A 15720-nucleotide genomic window follows, 5' to 3' on the forward strand; every position below is an offset into this window, starting at 1 on the left:
GACCGTTCCGCGCTCGACGTCCAGTACGCCCGATGAGGTGGGAGCATATGCCCCATGCCTGACTCCGACGTCTCCACCACGTCCGCCGCGGAGGCCACCGAGGCCACCGAGGGGGAGGTGCGCCACGACGAGCGCAACGGCGCCGATGCCGTCGCCCTGACCGGGACCGCGACCCCGGCGGAGGAGGTCGCCGAGGACGCCGCGGAGCTCGCCGACGGGGCCCGCGTCGACGGCAACCTCGACCCGCTCGACGTCCCGCTGCCCGACGGCCGCTTCGCCGACCGCGAGCTCAGCTGGCTGGCCTTCAACCAGCGGGTCCTCGAGCAGGCGCAGGACACCACCCAGCCGCTGCTCGAGCGCGCCTGGTTCCTGTCGATCTTCGCCTCGAACCTCGACGAGTTCTTCATGGTCCGCGTCGCCGGTCTCAAGCGCCGCATCGCCACCGGCCTCGCCGTCCCGGCGGCCTCCGGCCTCACCCCCCGCCAGGTGCTCGAGGGCATCAGCGTGCGCGCCCACGAGCTCATGGAGGAGCAGGCCCGCACGTTCGCGGAGGACATCCAGCCGGCGCTCGCCGCCGAGGGCATCGACATCCTCCACTGGGACGAGCTGTCGGAGAGCGAGCAGCAGCGGCTGCGCCGCTACTTCCGCAAGCAGATCTTCCCGGTCCTCACCCCGCTCGCGGTCGACCCCGCCCACCCCTTCCCCTACATCTCCGGGCTCTCGCTCAACCTCGCCGTCGTCGTGCGCAACACGGTCTCCGGCAACGAGCACTTCGCCCGGGTCAAGGTGCCGCCGCTGCTGCCGCGGTTCATGGCGGTGGACGCCTCCGGCACGCCGCGCAGGCCGGAGGACACCTCCACCCGCGACTCCGGGCGCACCGCCTTCGTCCCCCTCGAGGAGATCATCGGCGCCCACCTGGACTACCTCTTCCCCGGGATGGACGTCGTCGAGCACCACACCTTCCGGGTCACCCGCAACGAGGACCTCGAGGTCGAGGAGGACGACGCCGAGAACCTCCTCAAGGCGCTGGAGAAGGAGCTCATGCGGCGGCGCTTCGGCCCCGCGGTGCGCCTGGAGCTCGCCCAGGGGATCAGCCCGCACGTGCGCGACCTGCTCGTGCGCGAGCTCGGCGTCGCCGACCACGAGGTCTACGAGCTGCCCTCGCCGCTCGACCTCACCGGTCTCGAGGTCATCCACGGCCTGGACCGCCCCGACCTCAAGTACCCGAAGTTCGTCCCGGTGACGGCGCAGGGCCTGGCCGAGGTGGAGAGCGCCCAGCCCTCCGACATCTTCGCCTCGATCCGCCGCCAGGACGTCCTCCTGCACCACCCCTACGACTCGTTCTCCACCTCGGTGCAGCAGTTCCTCGCCCAGGCGGCCGCCGACCCGCAGGTCCTCGCGATCAAGCAGACCCTCTACCGCACCTCCGGGGACTCCCCGATCGTCGACTCCCTCATCGACGCCGCGGAGGCGGGCAAGCAGGTGCTCGCCATCGTCGAGATCAAGGCCCGGTTCGACGAGCAGGCGAACATCTCCTGGGCGCGCAAGCTCGAGCAGGCCGGCGTCCACGTCGTCTACGGGATCGTCGGGCTCAAGACCCACTGCAAGCTCTCCCTCGTCGTGCGCAACGAGAAGGACGGGCTGCGCCGCTACTGCCACGTCGGCACCGGCAACTACCACCCGAAGACGGCACGCGGGTACGAGGACTTCGGCCTCATGACGTGCGACCCCGACGTCGGCCAGGACCTCACCCGCCTGTTCAACCAGCTCTCCGGCTACGCGCCGCGCTCCCGCTTCCGCCGCCTGCTCGTCGCGCCCCGCTCGATCCGCACCGGCCTCGTCGAGCGGATCGAGCGCGAGATCGCGGGGCACCGCGCGGGGCGCGAGGCGTGGATCCGGATCAAGACCAACGCCCTCGTCGACGAGGCGACGATCGACGCGCTGTACCGGGCGAGCCAGGCCGGGGTGCCGGTCGACGTCGTCGTCCGCGGCATCTGCGCGATCCGCGCCGGGATCCCTGGCCTGAGCGAGAACATCCGGGTCCGCTCGATCCTCGGGCGCTTCCTCGAGCACTCGCGCATCTACGCGTTCGCGGGGGACGAGGAGCAGCCGGACGTGTGGATCGGCAGCGCCGACCTCATGCACCGCAACCTCGACCGCCGGGTCGAGGTGCTGGTGAAGATCGTCGAGCCGACCCAGATCTCCTTCCTCGTCGACCTCCTCGCCCGCGCCGTCGCCCCGACGACGTCGACCTGGCACCTGCTGCCCGACGGCACGTGGGAGCGACACCAGTTCGGGCAGGACGGGCGGCCGCTGGAGGACATCCAGCAGCTGCTCATCGCCCGGGCCCGCCGGCGCGTGGCGGCGACGCGATGACCCGCACGGTCCTGGCGGCCGGCACGATCGTCTGGCGGCTGGACGAGCGCAACAGGCTCGAGGTCCTCCTCGTCCACCGTCCGCGGTACGACGACTGGTCCTGGCCCAAGGGCAAGCTCGAGGAGGGGGAGAGCCTCGCCGCGTGCGCCGTCCGGGAGACCGCGGAGGAGACGGGCGTGGCCGTCGTCCTCGGCCAGCCGTTGCCGAAGATCTCCTACAAACTGGCCGGGGACGCGCGCAAGGAGGTCCACTTCTGGGCCGCGCGCCCCGCCCCGGAGGGCGACCTGTCGGTGCGCGCCCGCCCGCACGTCCCGCCCGCGAGCACCGAGGAGATCGACGAGTCGCGATGGGTCGGGGTCAAGGACGCCGCCAAGCTCCTCACCCACGCCCGGGACCATGAGCCGCTCGGCGCGCTCATCGACCAGTGGAAGGACGAGCGGCTCGACACCTACGCCCTGCTCATCACCCGCCACGCGCGGGCCCGCAAGCGCACGGCGTGGAAGGGCGGGGAGTCCACCCGCCCGCTCACCAGCGTCGGGGAGGCCCAGGCCCGCGGGCTCGTCCCGCTCTTCTCTGCCTACGGGGTGGACCGGGTGCTCTCCAGCCCGTGGCGGCGTTGCGTCGACACCGTTGCCCCCTACGCGGCGGCCATCGGGGTGGAGATCGAGATGCACCCGGAGATCACCGAGGACGCCCACAAGGCCAAGCCGAAGAAGGCACGCCAGCTCATCCGCGAGGAGTCCCGCCAGCGCGCCCCCGGCGTCGCCATCTGCACCCACCGGCCGGTGCTGCCGACGATGATGGACGAGGTCGCGGTCAACACGCCCTACCGGATCATGAAGCAGGTGCCCGAGGCCGACCCGTGGCTCAAGACCTCGGAGATGCTCGTCGTCCACGTCGGACGGCGTCCCGGCCGGGCGGCCGTCGTCGTCGCCCTCGAGAAGCACCGCGCGCCGTCCCACACGGAGGCCCTGGCCGCCACCTGACCCCCGGGCGGGGACCGCGCCGAGACCGGAAAAGAAGAAATCTCCGGTCAGGTGCATCCGCGGAGGGGTGGGCCGACGAATACCTGGTGTCAGACCAACCACACCAGGAGGACCACCATGGGAACCACCGCCGTCCGACGCGCAGCGATCGGCTCCGCAGCCGGCCTCGCGCTCCTCGCGCTCGCCGTCCCGGCCACCGCCACCACCAGCGACGTCGCGCAGCTGTCCGTGCTGCACGGGGTCCCGGACCTCACCGTCGACGTGTACGTCAACGGGGAGAACACGCTCGACGACTTCGAGCCCGCCACCCTCGCCGGCCCGCTCGAGCTGCCCGCCGGCACCTACACCGTGGCGATCACCGCCGCCGACGCAGCGGACGACAGTGCACCCGTCCTCGGCCCGATCGACCTCGACCTCGAGTCCGGCGGCAACTACACCGCCGTCGCCCACCTCGACGCCGACGGGGCGCCGACCGTCTCCTTCTTCACCAACGACACCTCCGCGACGTCCGCCGGAGAGGGTCGCCTCACCGTCCGGCACACCGCCGCCGCTCCCGCGGTCGACACCCTCGCGGGTGACCAGGCCGTCATCACCGACCTCACCAACGGGTCGGAGCAGGTCCTCGACCTCGCCGCGGCCACCGTTCCCGCGTCCATCGCCGCGGCCGGCACCACCGAGGCCGTGCTCGGCCCGGTGGACGTCCCGGTCGAGGAGGGCGTCAGCACCGTCGTCTACGCGTGGGGCAGCCTCGAGGACGGCACCCTCGACGTCGCCACCCAGACCATCAGCGGCCTGCACTCCGCGCCCGCCGGCGTCCCGACGGGTCTGGTCCCGGTGGACGAGCCCGGCGTCCCCGCCGGTGCGATCGTCGCCGGCAGTGCGGCGCTGCTCCTCGTCGCCGCCCTCGGTACCCGTCGTCTCGTCCGTAACCGGGCCTGACATGAACCGCCTCCTCGCAGCCGCAGCGGCTACCGCGCTGCTCGTCCTCGCCGGGTGCGGCGTGGACGGCGGGGAGCCCGAGCAGCCCGGACCGGCGGTGGGAGCCCCCGCCGGCCCGGGCACCGGGGCGCCCGCCGAGCCACCCACCTCCTCGGGCGCCCCGCCGAGCCCCGCCGCCCCGGACGTGCCCCTCCGGTCGGCGGCGGGGCTCCCCGAGGTCGAGACGCAGAGCCCACCGGTCCGGGTGACCGTGCCGGCCCTCGACGCCGACCTTCCCGTCGACCCGGTCGCGGTCGCCCCCGACGGGCAGATGGAGATCCCCGAGGACGCGGCCCGCGCCGGCTGGTACCGCTTCGGTCCCTCGGTGGGCGCCGACGAGGGCGCGGCGGTGCTCGCGGCCCACTCCGGCTCCTTCATCACCCCCTACGGCCCGCTGCGCGACCTCGTCGAGCTCGAGCCGGGCGACGCCATCGAGGTCACCCGGGAGGACGGACAGGTGCTGCGGTACGTCGTCGAGTCCGCCCGGCTCATCCCCAAGTCGACCATCGACCTGTCCGACTACTTCCGGCGGGACGGGGAGCACCGGCTCGTCCTCATCACCTGCGACGGCGTCTGGCAGGACGACGTGCAGAGCTACACCGACAACACCGTGGTCACCGCTACATTGGTCACCTCATAGGCGGCGCGACGTGGCGACTGAGGTGGCGATGACGGAACCCGAGGTGCTCGGTGTCCGTTTTCGCGACGGCACCCCGGACGCCGTGCGCCACGTGTACGAGCAGTACTCGGCGATGGTCTACAGCCTGGCGCTGCGCGCCCTGCGCAACACCGCCGACGCCGAGGACGTCACCCAGCAGGTGTTCGTCAACGCCTGGCGCTCGCGCCACCGCTTCGACCCGGAGCGTGCCCCCATCGGGGCCTGGCTCGCCGGGATCACGCGCAACGCCGTCGCCGAGGCCCACCGGCGCCGCTTCCGGGACCGGGGGGCGCTGGGGGAGGCCCCCGAGCTGGGCGAGCCGGACCGCACCGAGGAGATCGTCGACCAGGTGCTCGTCGCGCAGGCGCTGTCCGACCTCGGTCCGCCGCAGCAGGACGTGCTCGAGCTCGCGTTCTTCGAGCACCTCACCCACACCGAGATCGCGGAGAGAATGGACCTGCCGCTCGGCACGGTGAAGTCGCACATCACCCGCGGCCTGCGCCGCATGCGAACGAGGATGGAGGAGGGACGCCATGCGTCACGTTGACGACGACACCCTCTCCCTCGTCGCCCTGGGAGAGGCCGAGCCGGACGCCGCCGCCGCCGAGCACCTGCGCGAGTGCGCGCAGTGCCGGGAGGAGCTCGCGGCGCTCAGCGACATGGTGACGGCCGGCCGGGCCGGCTCCCCGCTGCAGGCGCCGCCGGCACACGTGTGGGACAGGATCGCCGAGGAGATCGCGGCCCAGGGCGTCGACGACGGCGCGCCCGACGACGGCGCGCCCGACGACGTCGCGCCCGACGCAGGCACCCCCGAGGCCGGCGCGCCCGAGGCGGGCCCCGAGCGGGACGAGCGGCTCGTCCCAGCCCGCGTCCCCGCCGGCCGCCGTCGCGACCGCACCCGCCCGCCCGGGCGCCGTGAGCCGCGGCGCTCCCGCTGGTCGCGCGCCGGCTGGCTCGCCGCCGGCCTGGCCGCCGGCGTGGCCGGCACCCTGGTGGTCACCCAGCTCCCCGAACGCTCCGAGGAGCCCGAGGCCCTCGCCACCGCCCAGCTCGAGCCGCTCCCCGGGTGGGACGAGACCGGCACCGCCCGCGTCGAGGACGTCGACGGGCGGCGCGTGCTCCACGTCGAGCTCCCCGGCGATCCCCAGGACGGCTACCGCGAGGTCTGGCTGCTCGACGAGTCGGTCCAGCGGCTCGTCAGCGTCGGGCTGCTCGTCGGTGACGAGGGCACCTTCGACCTCCCACCAGGGCTGGACCTTGACGACCTCGCCGTCGTCGACGTGTCCCGCGAGCCGTTCGACGGGGACCCGGCGCACAGCGGCGACAGCATCGTCCGGGGGCGGCTCGACAGCTGAGCGCCCGCGAGTGACCGAACCCTCACGCGCTGTTCATCCTGCGTTCACCGGGCGCCCGCTCGGTGGTCACCTGCGCTTCCTACCGTCGGGGACGGACACCGGGACTCCCGGGCCCTCCCACCGAAGGACGGAATGAACGTGAAGCTTGCAGGTAGCCGCCGACTGGCGGGATTCGCCGCGCTGAGCGCACTCGCCCTCGCGGCCTGCGGCGGCGAGAGCGCCGCCGACGACCAGACCGCCGGCGCGGGCGCCGGGAGCGAGCTCAGCGGGTCGGTCGCCGGCTCCGGGGCCAGCTCCCAGGAGGCGGCCATGCTGGGCTGGATCGCCGGGTTCATGGACGACAACCCCGACGTCGACGTCACCTACGACCCCACCGGCTCGGGCACCGGCCGCGAGCAGTTCCTCAACGGCACCGTGCTCTTCGCCGGCACGGACGCCACCCTGGACGAGGAGGAGCTCGCCGCGGGCGTCGACCGCTGCTTCGGTGGCGAGGTCATCGAGCTGCCCCTCTACATCAGCCCGATCGCCGTCGTCTACAACCTTCCCCAGGTGGACGCCGAGCACCTCAACATGGACCCCGGGACGATCGCCGGCATCTTCACGGGCGAGATCACCTCCTGGGACGACCCGGCCATCGTCGCGGCCAACCCCGGCGTCGAGCTGCCCGACCTGCCGATCATCCCGGTCAACCGGTCCGACGACTCCGGCACCACCGAGAACTTCACCGCCTACCTCGCCGAGGCGGCCGGCGACGTGTGGACCCACGGCGAGGTCGAGAGCTGGCCGATCCCCGGCACCCAGTCCGGCGCCCAGACCTCCGGCATGATCGACGTCGTCTCCGGCGCCGAGGGCGCCATCGGCTACGCCGACGCCTCGCGCGCCGGTGACCTCGGCACCGTCGCCGTCGGCGTCGGTGAGGAGTACGTGCCCTTCTCCCCGGAGGCCGCCGCGGCCGTCGTCGACGCCTCCCCGGAGGGGGAGGACGCGAGCGATCTGCGTCTCACCGTGGACCTCGCCCGGGACACCACCGAGGCGGGCACCTACCCCATCGTCCTCATCTCCTACTCCGTCGCCTGCTCGCAGTACGACGACCCCGCGGATGCCGCCAACGTCAAGGCATTCCTCGAGTACGTCGCAAGCCCCGAGGGACAGGAGCGGGCGGCCCGACCGGACGTCGCCGGGTCCGCCCCGATCTCGCCGGACCTGCGCGAGCGGGTGCTGTCCGCTCTCGACCTCATCACGGTGACCGGCTGATCCCCGGCTAGCCTTGAGGGCGGGTCGGTGCTTACCTGGCACCGACCCGCCGACGCACGCCAACCACCCGCTCGACACATCGCCGGAGGCTTCGTGGCAACCGCCGCACCAACTCCCTCCACGTCCGGCAGGACGCCGGTCGTCCGCGCCGGCCGCAGTCCCGGCAAGCTCGGGAACCGGATCTTCTCCGGGATCTCGACCGGCGCCGGGATCATCATCCTCGTCGTCCTCGCAGCGGTGGCGCTCTTCCTGCTCTACCGCGCGTGGCCCGCGCTCACCGCCTCCCGCGAGCAGCTCGCCGAGATCGGGTTCATGCAGGGCAAGAGCATGTGGGCCTACGTCGCGCCCCTGCTCTTCGGCACCGTGCTGTCCTCCGTCATCGCGCTGGTCGTCGCCGTGCCGCTGAGCATCGGCATCGCGCTGTTCATCTCCCACTACGCCCCCCGGCGACTCGCGCAGGGGCTCGGCTACCTCGTCGACCTCCTCGCCGCGATCCCCTCGGTCATCTTCGGCCTGTGGGGCATCCAGTGGCTCCAGCCCACCCTCGACCCGCTCTTCCGGTGGCTCACCGACCGGCTCGGGTGGATCCCGCTGTTCGCCGACTACCAGGCGCCGGCCCGCAACATCATGACCGCCGGGCTCGTCCTGGCGATCATGGTCCTGCCGATCATCACCGCGACCATCCGCGAGGTGTTCCTCCAGACCCCGCGGCTGCACGAGGAGGCCTCCCTGGCCCTGGGTGCCACCCGCTGGGAGATGATCCGCCAGGCCGTGCTGCCGTTCGGGCGCTCCGGGGTCATCTCCGCCGCGATGCTCGGCATGGGCCGGGCGCTGGGCGAGACGATGGCCGTCCTCATGGTCCTGTCGCCCGGCTACCTCATCAACTTCTACCTGCTCAAGCCCGGGCAGCACCAGTCGATCGCGGCGAACATCGCCGCGCAGCTGCCCGAGGCCAGCGGCATGGGTGTGGACGTCCTCATCGCCACCGGCCTCATCCTCTTCGTCCTCACCTTCGCGGTGAACCTCTTCGCCCGGTGGGTCATCGCCCGCCGCGCCGAGTTCTCGGGAGCGAACTGACGATGACCACCACGGCACTCCACCAGGTCCGGCGCCTGCCCTCGTGGGCTCCCTGGGCCGTCCTCGCCGGCTCGGTCGCCGTCGCGCTCGCCGTCCTCGCCCTCGGCGGGGGGCCGACCGTCGCCGGCGTCGGGTTCCTCACCGCCCTGGTCTACGCCCCGCTCCTCACCGCCATCTCCTGGCAGGTCGAGGGCTCGCGCCGGGCCAAGGACCGACTCGCGACCACCCTCGTCGTCGCGGCGTTCGTCGTCGCGATGGTCCCGCTCGTCACCCTCGTGTGGACCGTCGTCGCCGGCGGCGTGCGGGCCTTCAGCTGGGAGTTCCTCACGACCGACATGGTCGGGGTCTTCGGGCAGATGACCGAGGGCGGCGCGTACCACGCGATCATCGGCACCCTCTACGTCACCGGCATCGCCTCGCTCATCGCGATCCCGCTCGGCATCTTCACCGCGATCTACCTCGTCGAGTACGGCGGCGGGCGCGCCAAGCGGGCCATCACCCTGCTCGTCGACGTCATGACCGGCATCCCCTCCATCGTCGCCGGGCTCTTCGCGTTCACCCTGTTCCTCGTGCTCTTCGGCCCGGGCTACAAGTCGGCGCTCATCGGCGGCATCGCCCTCGCGGTGCTCATGACGCCCGTCGTCGTCCGTTCCGTGGAGGAGATGCTGCGCCTCGTGCCCAACGAGCTGCGCGAGGCCGCCTACGCGCTCGGCGTGCCGAAGTGGCTGACCATCGTCAAGGTCGTCCTGCGCACCGCCATCGCCGGCATCACCACCGGCGTCATGATCGCCATCGCCCGCGTCATCGGCGAGACGGCCCCGCTGCTCATCACCGTCGGCATCGCCAACGCGGTGAACTACGACGCGTTCGACGGGCGCATCGCCACCCTGCCGGTCTACGTCTACCGCCAGTACGCCCAGGGCGGGGTCAGCGAGTACCGCGCCTGGGCCGGCGCGCTCACCCTCATCATCATCGTCATGCTGCTCAACCTCGTCGCGCGCCTGGTGAGCAGGTACTTCTCCCCGAAGGTGCGCTGATGCCGCCCACGCGCCCCGCCCGCCCGCACGCACGACCCTCAAGGACCGCCAATGTCTAAGCGCATCGACGTCAAGGACCTCAACGTCTACTACGGGGACTTCCTCGCAGTCCAGGACGTCAACATGGTCATCGAGCCCCGCTCGGTCACGGCCCTCATCGGCCCGTCGGGCTGTGGCAAGTCGACCTTCCTGCGCACCCTCAACCGGATGCACGAGGTCATCCCCGGCGCCTACGTCAAGGGCCAGGCCCTCATGGACGGGCAGGACCTCTACGCGGAGGACGTCGACCCGGTGGAGGTCCGCCGGCAGGTCGGGATGGTGTTCCAGCGGCCCAACCCGTTCCCCACGATGTCCATCGAGGAGAACGTGCTCGCCGGTGTCCGGCTGAACAACCGCCGGATCTCCAAGTCCGACGCCGCCGACATCGTGGAGAAGGCGCTGCGCGGGGCGAACCTCTGGGAGGAGGTCAAGGACCGCCTCCACCGGCCGGGCTCCTCGATCTCCGGTGGCCAGCAGCAGCGCCTGTGCATCGCGCGGGCGATCGCCGTGCGGCCCCAGGTCCTGCTCATGGACGAGCCGTGCTCCGCGCTCGACCCGATCTCCACCCTGGCGATCGAGGACCTCATCGCCGAGCTCAAGGCCGACTACACGATCGTCATCGTCACCCACAACATGCAGCAGGCCGCCCGTGTCTCGGACACGACCGGCTTCTTCAACATCGCCGGCACCGGCAAGCCCGGCCGGCTCATCGAGATGGACGCGACGGAGAAGATGTTCTCCGCCCCCTCGAACAAGGCGACCGAGGACTACATCTCCGGCCGCTTCGGCTGAGCCACGGACGACGACGGCCCCGGGAGCGTGTGCTCCCGGGGCCGTTCTCGTTCGTCAGATCGCAGCGCCCTCGAGCGAGCCGGTCATCGGCTCCTCGGACAGCACGATGCACAGCGTGGTGCGGTCGTCCGCGTCGTCCCAGCTCTGCTCGGACGGGTAGAGCATGGTGAAGTAGAGCTCGGACTCGAGGTAGGGCACCCCGATGAACTCCTCGAACTTGTCGGCGCACACCTCCTCGGACTCCTCCCGGACGGCGGTGAGGCCCGGGTAGGAGTCCCCGGTGAACTCGTGCTCCGCGAAGATCTCGGCGTCGTGCTCCTCCGAGCACTCGACCGCCTCGACCGAGCTGACCTCGTCCCCCTCGAGGTCGCTCTGGTTCAGGCAGTCGCCGACCGTCAGGTCGAGCACGGAGTTCGCCGAGCACCCGGCCGCTCCCACCAGCGCGAGGGTGGCAACAGCGGCGAGCACGGGACGGCGCAGGGACATGGTTCTACCTCCGGGTAGACGTCGGGGGACGAGGTCTCGGCCACATCGGCCGAAATGACCGGACAAACCTTAGCGGAGGCGATGCGAGTCGAGAACCACGACTCGTGAGGCGGGCTGCCGTGCCCGGCGAGAGAGTTGAGGCGACGCCGGGCCCTGAAGCGCCAGTCGGCGCGAAGGCCGCTCGTGGCGGCTTGTGTTGGAGCCCGGGGCATTCACAACCCGGCGTCGCCCCTCCATCCTAGAACACGCGGGCACGTGCGTCACTCCGCCGCGGCGCGTGGCACGAACCGGTAGCCGACGTTGCGCACCGTGCCGATGAGCTGGTCGTGCTCCGCACCGAGCTTGGCGCGCAGCCGTCGCACGTGGACGTCCACGGTGCGGGTGCCGCCGTAGTAGTCGTAGCCCCACACCTCGTCGAGCAGCTGGGCGCGGGTGAAGACCCGCCCCGGGTGCTGGGCGAGGTGACGCAGCAGCTCGAACTCCTTGTAGGTGAGGTTGAGGGCCTGCCCCCGAACCCGCGCGGAGTACGCCGCGGTGTCGATGACGAGCTCGCCCGCCTCGACGACGTCGGGACCGGGCTCGTCGAGGACCGGCTGGGAGACGAGCAGCCGGATCCGCGCCTCGACCTCCGCCGGGCCCGCCGTGGCGAGGACGACGTCCGAGCAGCACCACGACGGCGTCACCGCCGCCAGGCCACCCTCGGTGAGGACGAGGAGGATCGGCTGGCGCACGCCGGTGCTGCGCGCGAGCTGGCACAGCGACCGCGCCGTGGCGAGCTCGCGGCGGCCGTCGACGACGACGAGGTCGACGGCGCCCGGGTCGACGAGGGAGTCCGGGGCCAGGGCGTCGGCACGCACGTGGTGGTCGAGGAGCGCGAGGGACGGCAGGACATCGACGGACCCGGTGGGTTCGCGGGTCAGAACGACGAGAGTGGCCATCACACCTCTTCCTGGTCGGGGACACTGTAATGGGCGCGCGCTGCCCCGGGTTCGCGGCAACCATCTGACAGACTCGGAGGGTGCCTCGCCGCCCATCCACCCCCACGCGCCCCGCCCCGACGGGGGTCGCGCCGTGATGGGCGGGTCGACCCGCGGCGTCGTCACGGCCGCGCTGACCGCCGTGCTCGCCGTCAGCGCGATGTGGCACTGGCCGATGGTGGTCGTCGTCGCGCTCTCGATCGTCGTCCTCGCCGGCGGCTGGCCCCGGCTCCTCGACCTCCCGGTCATCACCGGCCCCGGCGTGGTCATCGCGCTCAGCGGCCTCGCCTCCCTCGCCGTCGTCACCCTCACCGGATCGGTCGACGCCGTCACGATCGTCGTCGGGCTCGCGGTCGCGGCCGCCTTCGTCCAGGAGATGCTCCGCCGCGACGGGCGGCCCCGGCTCGTGGAGTCCGTCGCGGGGACGGTGGCCGGCAGCGTCGTCGCCGCCTCGGCCGCGCTGTGGCCGGCGCTCGGCGACGGCCGGCCGGCGACCGCCGTCGTCGTCACCGCCGCCGCCGCGCTCGCCGCCGGTGCGACGTGCACCGCCCTGCCGCTGCGCCCGCAGCTCGTCGCCCCGCTCGCCATGGTCGTCGCGGGCGGCGCCGGGCTGCTCGCCGGCGCGCTGCTCCCGTACGTCGGCACGCTCGTGGCCGGGGCCACCGGCCTGGTCGCCGGCATCCTCACCTCGACCGTCCACGTCGTCCTCGGCCGCTTCCCCGCGGCGACCCGACCGCTGCCGGCGCTCGCCGGCGCGGTGCTGCCGCTCATGCTCGCCGGGGCGCCGACCTTCATGCTCGGCAGCATCATCACCGGCTGAACACTCACCGGGCCCTGCGGCGCGGACCGCGTAGCATCGGGGGATGGCCACCTTCACCCTGCCCGAGGGCCTGGCCCCCGAGGTCTACCCGCTCGCCTGGCTCGTCGGTTCCTGGCGCGGCTACGGCGTGCTCGCCTACCCGGGGATCCCCGAGCAGCCGTTCGTCCACGAGATGACCTTCGACCACGACGGCGGCCCCTACCTGCGGTGCACGAGCACCCTGTGGGCGGTCGACCTCGAGCACTCCTCCTCCGTGCCGCAGGAGACGCCGGGCGCCCAGGGCGCCGACCTCCTCGCCAAGGCCGAGGTGTGGGCCACCGAGAGCGCCTACTGGCGCGCCTCGCCCGACCAGCCCGCCGGAGGCGGCAACAGCGTGCCCGTCGAGGGTGGCCCGCGCACCGCGATCGAGGTGCTCGTCGCCCAGCCCACCGGCCACGTCGTCGTGTACGTCGGGGACGTGCGCAGCGCGCGCATCGACCTCGTGAGCGACGCCGTCGTGCGCACCGCCGGGGCCTCGGAGGTCACCGCCGGGCGCCGGATGTACGGCCTGGTGAACGGGGAGCTGCTGTGGGTCGAGGAGCTCGCCGCCTTCGGCCACGAGCTGCAGTCCTACGCCTCGGGGCGGCTGAGCCGGCAGGTGGCCGACTCGTGACCAGCCCGCTGCTCTCCCGCCCCGGCGCCGTGCCCGCGGGCGGGCCGGACACCGGGGTGGCCCTCCACTACGGCCGGCCCGCGCAGGAGCAACGCGCCCTGGAGCAGGGGCGCGGCGTCGTCGACCTGTCCCAGCTCGGCGTGCTCACCGTCACCGGCCCCGACCGTCTCAGCTGGCTCAACTCGCTGAGCAGCCAGCTGCTGCTCGGCCTCACGCCCGGCGTCTCGGGCGAGCTGCTCCTCCTCGACCCCAACGGCCGGATCGAGCACGCCGCCGCCGTCGCCGACGACGGCGAACGCACCTGGCTGGTCACGGAGGCCGGGCACGTCGCCGGGCTCGCCGGGTTCCTCGACCGGATGCGCTTCATGCTGCGCGTCGAGGTCGCCGACGTCACCGACCGCACCGCCGTCCTGGGCACCTACGGCGACGCGTGGCAGGCCCTCGCCGCCGCGCCCGGCCACGTCCTCACCTGGCACGACCCGTGGCCGACCACCGCCCCCGGCGGGACGAGCTACGGCCCGCCCGACGCCGAGCACCCCGGCCGCGACCTCCACCCGGCGCTCAGCCTCGTGGACCGCTCCCGCCTGGTCGAGGCGGTCGACGGCAGCGGGCTGCAGCTCGCCGGCACCTGGGCGTGGGAGGCGCTGCGGGTCGAGGCCTGGCGCCCGCGACTGGGCCGCGAGGTCGACGACCGCGCCATCCCGCACGAGCTCGACTGGCTGCGCACCGCCGTCCACCTCGACAAGGGCTGCTACCGCGGCCAGGAGACCGTGGCGCGCGTGTACAACCTCGGCCGCCCGCCCCGCCGCCTCGTCATGCTCCACCTCGACGGCTCGGAGCACGTGACCCCCGAGCCGGGGGAGCGGGTGCTCCACGGGCAGCGCGACGTCGGCGCCGTGACGACGGTCGTGCGCCACGCCGAGCTCGGGCCGGTGGCCCTCGCCGTCGTCAAGCGGTCGCTGCCGGAGGACGTCGAGCTCACCGTCGGCGGGATCGCCGCGGCGCAGGAGGTCATCGTGCCCTCCGCCGGGGAGGCCGTGGGCCGGCCGGCCGAGCGTCCCGGGCAGGAGCTCCGCCGGCGGCCGCGTCCCTGACCCATGGTGGAGGAGCCCAGCGACCGCCCCGAGCGCCTCGACCTGCGCCGGCTGCTGGTGCTCGTGCGCCAGCGGCTGCGCGGCGGTCGCCGGCGGGTGCGGGCCGCTGCGTTCCCCGTCGTCACCGCGGCGATCGCCGCCGGGCTGTCCTGGGCGGTGGCCTACTACGGCCTCGGGCACGCCCAGCCGTTCTTCGCCCCCGTCGCCACCTGGGTGTGCCTCGGCTTCACCGCCGACCGTGAGGTGCGCAAGGTCGCCGAGCTCGCGCTCGGCGTCGCGCTCGGCGTCGCGCTCGGCGAGCTCGTCGCCCACGCGCTCGGCCCGGGCGTCCTGCAGATCATGCTCGTCATCGTGCTCGGCGCGCTGCTCGCCCGGTTCGTCGACCGCGGGCCGATGCTCACCATCCAGGCCGGCGTCCAGGGGATCGTCATCGTCGCGCTGCCCGTCGCCGCCGTCGACGGACCCACCGGGCGGTGGACCGACGCGCTCGTCGGCGGCTCCTTCGCACTGCTCGTCGCGATCCTCACCCCGCAGGACGCGCGCAAGCGCGCCCGGCAGCTCGCCGGGGCCAGCCTCAGCGACCTGTCGGAGATGCTCGAGACGATCTCCCGCGGGCTGCGCGACGGGGACGCCGAGCGCATGCGCGACGCCCTCGCCCAGGGCCGCAGCACCCAGGGCACGCTCGACGACTGGGCCTCGGTGGTGCGCAACGCGCAGCAGACCGCGCGCATCTCACCGACGGCCCGTCGCTTCCTGCCCGAGCTCGCCCGCCTGCAACGGGCGAGCACGCTCGCCGACCGCGCCATGCGCAACGCCCGCGTCATCGCCCGCCGCGGGCAGACCGCCGTCGAGCAGGGCGTGCGCGACGACCGGGTGGGCGACGCGCTGCACGGCCTGTCCGTGGCGGCCAGCCGGCTCGGGGAGGCGCTGCGCACGGGAGCGAACACGGCCGACACCGCCCAGGTGCTCGCGCTCGTCACCGCCGAGCTCGACCCCCACGACGTCGAGGACCCGGGCTGGCAGCTGCAGACCCTCGTCATCCTCATGCGCTCGCTGACCATCGACCTCCTCCAGGCCTCCGGACTGAGCGCCGCGGAGGCGAACCACCTGCTCAGCTGACGACTTCTCGTAGACTCCAC

At 73.1% G+C, this 15720-nt stretch carries 16 protein-coding genes; 14 read left to right on the forward strand and 2 right to left on the reverse strand.

Annotated features, from left to right (window positions below; genetic code table 11):
• Positions 1-54 precede the first annotated feature (54 nt).
• The 10 genes from FHE66_RS12715 (at position 55) to pstB (ending at position 10552) form a co-directional block, all read left to right on the forward strand.
• Entirely contained in the window at positions 55-2376 is a 2322-nt protein-coding gene (locus FHE66_RS12715; protein ID WP_139073340.1) for an RNA degradosome polyphosphate kinase, read from the forward strand.
• Positions 2373-3362 carry an NUDIX hydrolase gene (locus FHE66_RS12720; RefSeq protein WP_139073341.1) on the forward strand — a complete coding sequence of 330 codons (990 nt, stop codon included), beginning with the start codon at positions 2373-2375 and terminating at the stop codon, positions 3360-3362. The genes FHE66_RS12715 and FHE66_RS12720 overlap by 4 nt, the downstream gene beginning before the upstream one ends.
• Before the next feature lie 117 nt (positions 3363-3479).
• The gene (locus tag FHE66_RS12725; protein WP_139073342.1) at positions 3480-4301 is read left to right on the forward strand and encodes a DUF4397 domain-containing protein; all 822 of its coding nucleotides are present in this window, start codon (positions 3480-3482) and stop codon (positions 4299-4301) included.
• Position 4302: 1 nt separating this feature from the next.
• On the forward strand, positions 4303-4980 hold the full coding sequence (locus FHE66_RS12730) for a class F sortase (protein ID WP_139073343.1): 678 nt from the start codon (positions 4303-4305) through the stop codon (positions 4978-4980).
• Positions 4981-5008: 28 nt separating this feature from the next.
• A complete protein-coding gene (locus tag FHE66_RS12735; RefSeq protein ID WP_139073344.1) occupies positions 5009-5545 on the forward strand; it encodes an RNA polymerase sigma factor in 537 nt (178 codons plus the stop codon).
• A complete protein-coding gene (locus tag FHE66_RS12740) occupies positions 5532-6353 on the forward strand; it encodes an anti-sigma factor (protein ID WP_139073345.1) in 822 nt (273 codons plus the stop codon). The genes FHE66_RS12735 and FHE66_RS12740 overlap by 14 nt, the downstream gene beginning before the upstream one ends.
• A 138-nt stretch (positions 6354-6491) precedes the next feature.
• Positions 6492-7607: a phosphate ABC transporter substrate-binding protein PstS gene (gene pstS / locus FHE66_RS12745; protein WP_255303735.1), complete on the forward strand. Its 1116-nt coding sequence runs from the start codon at positions 6492-6494 to the stop codon at positions 7605-7607.
• Between the two features lie 93 nt (positions 7608-7700).
• Positions 7701-8684: a phosphate ABC transporter permease subunit PstC gene (pstC, locus tag FHE66_RS12750; protein ID WP_218013722.1), complete on the forward strand. Its 984-nt coding sequence runs from the start codon at positions 7701-7703 to the stop codon at positions 8682-8684.
• Between the two features lie 2 nt (positions 8685-8686).
• Positions 8687-9721, forward strand: a complete 1035-nt coding sequence (gene pstA, locus FHE66_RS12755; RefSeq protein WP_139073347.1) for a phosphate ABC transporter permease PstA — start codon at positions 8687-8689, stop codon at positions 9719-9721.
• Positions 9722-9772: 51 nt separating this feature from the next.
• On the forward strand, positions 9773-10552 hold the full coding sequence (gene pstB / locus FHE66_RS12760) for a phosphate ABC transporter ATP-binding protein PstB (RefSeq protein WP_139073349.1): 780 nt from the start codon (positions 9773-9775) through the stop codon (positions 10550-10552).
• A gap of 54 nt (positions 10553-10606) precedes the next feature.
• Here pstB and FHE66_RS12765 read toward each other — a convergent pair whose 3' ends face one another.
• Positions 10607-11038 carry a septum formation family protein gene (locus FHE66_RS12765; RefSeq protein WP_139073350.1) on the reverse strand — a complete coding sequence of 144 codons (432 nt, stop codon included), beginning with the start codon at positions 11036-11038 and terminating at the stop codon, positions 10607-10609.
• A gap of 260 nt (positions 11039-11298) precedes the next feature.
• Positions 11299-11976, reverse strand: coding sequence for a response regulator transcription factor (locus FHE66_RS12770; protein ID WP_139073351.1), 678 nt, complete (start codon positions 11974-11976; stop codon positions 11299-11301).
• A gap of 136 nt (positions 11977-12112) precedes the next feature.
• Here FHE66_RS12770 and FHE66_RS12775 point away from each other — a divergent pair, with 136 nt between their 5' ends.
• Genes FHE66_RS12775 through FHE66_RS12790 form a run of 4 tightly spaced genes read left to right on the forward strand, consistent with a single transcriptional unit; the run spans position 12113 to position 15700 of the window.
• Complete coding sequence (locus tag FHE66_RS12775) at positions 12113-12835, forward strand: hypothetical protein (RefSeq protein ID WP_139073353.1); 723 nt, start codon at positions 12113-12115, stop codon at positions 12833-12835.
• 43 nt (positions 12836-12878) lie between these two features.
• The gene (locus FHE66_RS12780; RefSeq protein WP_139073355.1) at positions 12879-13487 is read left to right on the forward strand and encodes an FABP family protein; all 609 of its coding nucleotides are present in this window, start codon (positions 12879-12881) and stop codon (positions 13485-13487) included.
• Positions 13484-14581, forward strand: a complete 1098-nt coding sequence (locus tag FHE66_RS12785; RefSeq protein WP_255303736.1) for a folate-binding protein YgfZ — start codon at positions 13484-13486, stop codon at positions 14579-14581. Before FHE66_RS12780 ends, FHE66_RS12785 begins: the two co-directional genes overlap by 4 nt.
• 3 nt (positions 14582-14584) lie before the next feature.
• Complete coding sequence (locus tag FHE66_RS12790) at positions 14585-15700, forward strand: aromatic acid exporter family protein (RefSeq protein ID WP_139073356.1); 1116 nt, start codon at positions 14585-14587, stop codon at positions 15698-15700.
• Positions 15701-15720: the final 20 nt, after the last annotated feature.

The sequence above is a fragment of the Georgenia sp. 311 genome (assembly GCF_006151955.1).
Classification (GTDB): Bacteria; Actinomycetota; Actinomycetes; order Actinomycetales; family Actinomycetaceae; genus Oceanitalea; species Oceanitalea wutianyii.